Below are 4,695 nucleotides of genomic sequence, written 5' to 3'. Positions count from 1 at the left end.
ATCACGCACCGCGGGGGCAGGGCCCGGCCGGCCGCCGCGGTGCTGGTGTCGACGCCCGGGCGAAACGCCGGCGCTCATTTCATCGCGTCCATCGCCGACGCAAATCGCACGGCGAGCCGCTTCAGTTCATTGCCGACCTTGGCGAGCGTTTCGTCGTCGAACACGACACTGATGCCGCCCGCGCTGAGCGATAGCAGCACGTTGCCGTCCGGCGACAGGATCGGCACCGCGACCGCATTGATCTGCGCGTGCAGCGACCCCTTGTTGACGATATAGCCCGTGCGCTTGTACTGGGCGATCGATTGCTTGATTTTGGGCAGCAGGGTCGGCCAGCGCTTCTTGTCGAGTTCCTGAAGCTCCTTGAAGACCTTCTCGCGCTCGTCTTCGGGCAAGCCGGCAAGATAGGCCCAGCCGGTCGCCGACGATGACAGCGGCACACGGGAGCCGACTTCGAGATCGCGCAGGATGATCTGCGAGCCCTGCATGCGCTGCGTGTACACCATGTAATGCCCGTCGCGCATGCCGAGAGAGACGGCGCATTGATAGCGGCTCGCGAGTTCCTGCATGTCGGCACGCGCGAGTTCGGCGATCGGCATGCTGGCGATCGCCGCCTGCCCCAGGCCGAGCACGGAAATGCCCGGGCGCAGCCTGCCGCCGCGGTCGGTCTGCACCAGATAGCCTTCCTGGATCAGCGTGTAGCAAAGCCGCCACACGGTCGGCTGCGCGAGGCCGGTCAGACGCGCAATATCGGCGGTGCCTAACGCCGGCGTCGTGCGTGTGAAGCAGCGCAGCACGTCGAGACCTCTCGCCAACGCGGTCACAAACTGGCGGTCTTTTTCCGGGGCGACGTCGCTCTTCGTCTTGGCGGTTGTTTTTTTGGCTGGTTTTCGTTCTGTCAATTTGGCAATCCTGTTATGCGCGAACCTTGTCGAGCGCAGGCCGCTCGTCGATGGCGGAGTGCGGCACGGGTGACCACCTTCGGTGGCATGTCTTTTTTATGGTGCCGAATTATAGGCAGCCCGCGCCTCGACGTCGCGCTTGGCGTCGATGCTTGTTATCGCGGCGGCGGTGATTTGCAGTGGCGGACCGCGCGATTCGATCAGGATTTGTTGGCTCATGGGCTTCCCATGGAACTTCGATGAAAAAAACGTGCCGCGGCAAGCCTGTCGTGTGCCCGGCGCGGGCAAATCAGATATTCGCATAGAGGATAGCTTACTCGCAAGGTGAATTCGACTTTTCCGCGCACCGTCGAGGCCGCGCCGGCCCCTGCATCGGCCGCGCTTTGTTCAATTGATGCGTAGGGGATTTCACTCAAACGAATTGACACGTCAAACGGAATCGATATAATTTGCTCCACAGATTGAAATTTGCAGTGCGAATTCACGGAGAGCAGAGCCAAACCCTGATCTGCTACGTGATCGAGCAGCGGCCGGTCGCTGCGGCAGTGCCGGTCGATGCGCTGTGAGTCCCGTCGATCGAACCGCGCGGGCCGCCTTCCGCTTTCAACCCAAAGGATGATTCCGATGTCGCAAACCGAGCACGCCGAAGTCGATTTCGCTTCAGCGCAGGATCTGCCCGCACTGCACGAACTGCTCGAACATGTGCAGATGAAGAACGGATGGGCCAAGCCGACGCCTTCGCTGTATCCGCAGCCTAAGCAGGTGTTCGTGCCCGCGCATTGGCGCTATCGCGATGCGCGAGCCGCGTTGCATGCCGCAGGGCGCCTTGTCGGCACCGAATGGGCCGAGCGCCGCAATCTGATCATGGCCAATCCGATTCCGGGCAACGATTACGCGACGGTGCGCACGCTCGTCGGCGCGTACCAGATGATCAAGGGGCATGAAGCGGCGCGCAGCCATCGGCATACGCCCAACGCCATGCGCATCGTGCTCGAGGGCGCGCCGAACATGTACACGGTCGTCGACGGCGTGAAGATTCCGATGCTGGCCGGGGATATCCTGCTGACGCCGAATGGCTGTTATCACGGCCATCTCAGCGAATCGGACCAAGAGGGCTACTGGATCGATTTTCTCGACGCGCCGCTCGTCCAGCATCTCGCTCCGATGTTCTTCGAGGTCCATCCCGACACGCTCGAAAGGGCCGAGCGCGTCGACGCGCGTTCGCCGATGCGGTTCGCTTACGCCGAGTACCGGCCGCGGCTTCTCGAATCGGCCGAGATAGCGCCGGGCGTGCGCACACTCGAACTCGGGCCGCCACAACTCGTGACTTTCGACCGGGTGGTGCTGCATCTTGCCGCCGGTACGCAATGGAGCTGCGCGCGCAGCACGGCCAACCGGATCTTCACAGTGATAGAAGGCGAAGGGGTGACGCGGGTTGCTGGGCGTGAATTCCATTGGCGCACTGGAGACATGCTCGCGCTACCGAGCTGGTACGAATACCGCCTCGACGCCAGTAGCGATGCGCTGCTGTTGCGCGTGTCGGATGAACCGTTGCTGCGCATGCTCGATTGGTATCGTGTCGACGGAACGGCCACGCAATGACGGCCGGTGCACTCGACACAGTCAGGGCGGCGCCGAACGGCGCGAAGCGCTGCCGGGTGTCGCGTACTACCCGACGTACGACGTGCCGCTTGCGTTGCCGGCGCTGCTCCACCCGTCTTTGAATGTGTTTTGCGTGCCCGCTGTCGCGGGGCTCATGCCGGTGCCGCCGTTCGGTCGATATTAATTCGCAATGCGAAATAAGTAGGACAGTTGAAAAAAGTGCGTAATGAAAATAGCACGGCACCCCATTACGGGGTGAAATAATACAGCAAATGGAGACATCAATTGAAAAGGAAATGGATTTGGGCCGCTTGCGGGGCAGCATTCGCAGCGGTTTCGACTCATGCGAGCGCCCAAAGCAGCGTGACGATATATGGGTTGATGGATGTGGGATTGACCTACATAAGCAACTTGGGTGGGCACTCGTCGGTTCAATTCAAGGACGGGCAGAACTCGCCTAACTTGTGGGGCATTACCGGAACCGAGGATCTCGGTGGCGGATGGAAAACGATCTTCCTGTTGCGGGACCAGTTCGTCGTCGGCACCGGTTCGATTCTCTCCGGCCAAGACCTCTGGTCGAAATCGGCTTACCTCGGCCTCGAAAACGACCGCTACGGCACCATGACGCTCGGGCAGCAGTATGATTTTATGCGCGACATGGTGGCGGATTCGCCAGCTGAAATCTCCGGCCACCTCTATATGTATCCCGGCGGCATATTTACAAAACTCGCCATTCCTGGCAACCCATCGGGTAGTTTCGACTGGGCTCGCCTGACGGGCACGCCGATCTCCAACTCGGTGAGGTACGTAACACCGTCGCTGGGCGGTTTCCGGCTCGGCGCGATGTACGGGTTTGGCAACGTCGCGGGTTCGATCGGCGCGGGCAACGCATCGAGCTTTCTGGTGAGCTACCAGCAGGGCACCTTCGCTGCCGACGCGGCCTATACGAACACCAAGCACGTGGGTACCGCGGGCGCGCCGGACGTGTCGATCCGCAACGCGGCGCTCGGCTCGCGCTATACGTGGGGGCCAGTATTCATGACAGCTCTGATCACGACGGTGCGCAACGTCGCGAACGGCACCGCCGCCGCGGCGTATTCTGCCGGCGCGATGTATCACATCACGCCGGCGTGGTCGCTGGGTCTGAGCTACATGTACATGAAGGGCAACGCCGCGCTGAGCGACCAGCACGCCAATCAAGTGGCCGGAATTGCCGACTATGCGCTGTCCAAGCGCACCTCGGTCTATGCGCTGGGCACGTGGCAGCGCGCGAACGACGGGACGCGGGCGAATATCAACGGGCTGCTCGGACCCACTGCGCCATCGAGCGGGCCGAACCAGGCGGTGTTTCGTATCGGCCTGCACACGCGTTTCTAGAATGGGACAACGATGAACAACGGAGCAGCGAGACGTATGATCGTCGGTATTACGGGGGCGTCGGGAATTGCATACGGAATCCGTGCACTCGAAGTGCTCAAGCAGGGGGGCATCGAGACGCATCTCGTTCTCAGCAAGGCCGCGGAACTGACGATGACCTGCGAAACCGACTTCAAGCCCGCCGACGTACGGGCGCTGGCTTCGGTCTGGTACTCCGCCGGGGATATCGGCGCGGCGATTTCTTCAGGGTCTTTTCGGACCATGGGCATGCTGATCGTGCCGTGTTCGGTGAGGACCATGAGCGAGATCGCGACGGGAGTAACGGGCACGCTGATGAGCCGCGCGGCCGACGTGGTGCTGAAGGAGCGGCGCCGGCTTGTGCTCGGCGTGCGTGAGACACCGCTGCACAGCGGCCATCTGCGTACGCTGCTGCAACTGTCCGACATGGGTGCGGTCGTTGCGCCGCTTGTCCCGGCGTTCTATTCGCGCCCGCAGTCAATCGAGCATATCGTCGACCATACCGTCGGGCGGCTGCTCGACCTGTTCGACGTCGAGACGGACATCGTGAAACGGTGGAAGCAGGGGTAGGGCGGCACAGCCGTCACGCGAAGCGGCGAACGGTCGCCGCAGCGAAACTCGACACCGGCCGCGCGCTAGCGGAGATTGCTCCGCTCGACAACAATGGGTGTTGTTAACTTGCCGAGCGTGAGACTAAAAGCCGGCAGGTGTGGTGATCGTTTAGAAACCGGTCGACGGATCTTGGGCGAGTTGGGTGATTTTGCGCCAGTCAACGAACCTTGCTGCAAGCTGTTTGCGA

At 61.8% G+C, this 4,695-nt stretch carries 5 protein-coding genes; 3 read left to right on the top strand and 2 right to left on the bottom strand.

Annotated elements, in window-relative coordinates; translation table 11 throughout:
- Positions 1–74: 74 nt before the first annotated feature.
- Positions 75–899 (bottom strand): IclR family transcriptional regulator, encoded by an 825-nt coding sequence (locus tag P0D73_RS45900; RefSeq protein WP_408292169.1) that lies wholly within the window; start codon positions 897–899, stop codon positions 75–77.
- 96 nt (positions 900–995) lie between these two features.
- Positions 996–1,118 (bottom strand): hypothetical protein, encoded by a 123-nt coding sequence (locus P0D73_RS45895; protein WP_408292171.1) that lies wholly within the window; start codon positions 1,116–1,118, stop codon positions 996–998.
- 405 nt (positions 1,119–1,523) lie between these two features.
- On the opposite strand from P0D73_RS45895, the gene P0D73_RS45890 reads away from it, so the two are divergent.
- From P0D73_RS45890 to P0D73_RS45880, 3 genes are all read left to right on the top strand, one after another.
- The gene (locus P0D73_RS45890) at positions 1,524–2,501 is read left to right on the top strand and encodes a cupin domain-containing protein (RefSeq protein WP_408321187.1); all 978 of its coding nucleotides are present in this window, start codon (positions 1,524–1,526) and stop codon (positions 2,499–2,501) included.
- Positions 2,502–2,786: 285 nt separating this feature from the next.
- Entirely contained in the window at positions 2,787–3,878 is a 1,092-nt protein-coding gene (locus tag P0D73_RS45885) for a porin (protein ID WP_408292177.1), read from the top strand.
- A 36-nt stretch (positions 3,879–3,914) separates the two neighbouring features.
- Positions 3,915–4,466: a UbiX family flavin prenyltransferase gene (locus P0D73_RS45880; protein ID WP_408292179.1), complete on the top strand. Its 552-nt coding sequence runs from the start codon at positions 3,915–3,917 to the stop codon at positions 4,464–4,466.
- Positions 4,467–4,695: the final 229 nt, after the last annotated feature.

The sequence above is a fragment of the Paraburkholderia sp. RL18-101-BIB-B genome (genome assembly GCF_046026985.1).
In the GTDB taxonomy this organism is placed as follows: domain Bacteria; phylum Pseudomonadota; class Gammaproteobacteria; order Burkholderiales; family Burkholderiaceae; genus Paraburkholderia.
The sequence above is the reverse complement of the archived record's forward strand: the minus strand, read 5'-3'. Positions and strand labels throughout refer to the sequence as shown.

What these genes read in the sequence shown, in the direction of transcription:
- P0D73_RS45890 (WP_408321187.1), top strand. Translation starts at nt 1,524, where the DNA reads ATGTCGCAAACCGAGCACGCCGAAGTCGATTTCGCTTCAGCGCAGGAT.
- P0D73_RS45880 (WP_408292179.1), top strand. Translation starts at nt 3,915, where the DNA reads ATGATCGTCGGTATTACGGGGGCGTCGGGAATTGCATACGGAATCCGT.
- P0D73_RS45895 (WP_408292171.1), bottom strand. Translation starts at nt 1,118, where the DNA reads ATGAGCCAACAAATCCTGATCGAATCGCGCGGTCCGCCACTGCAAATC.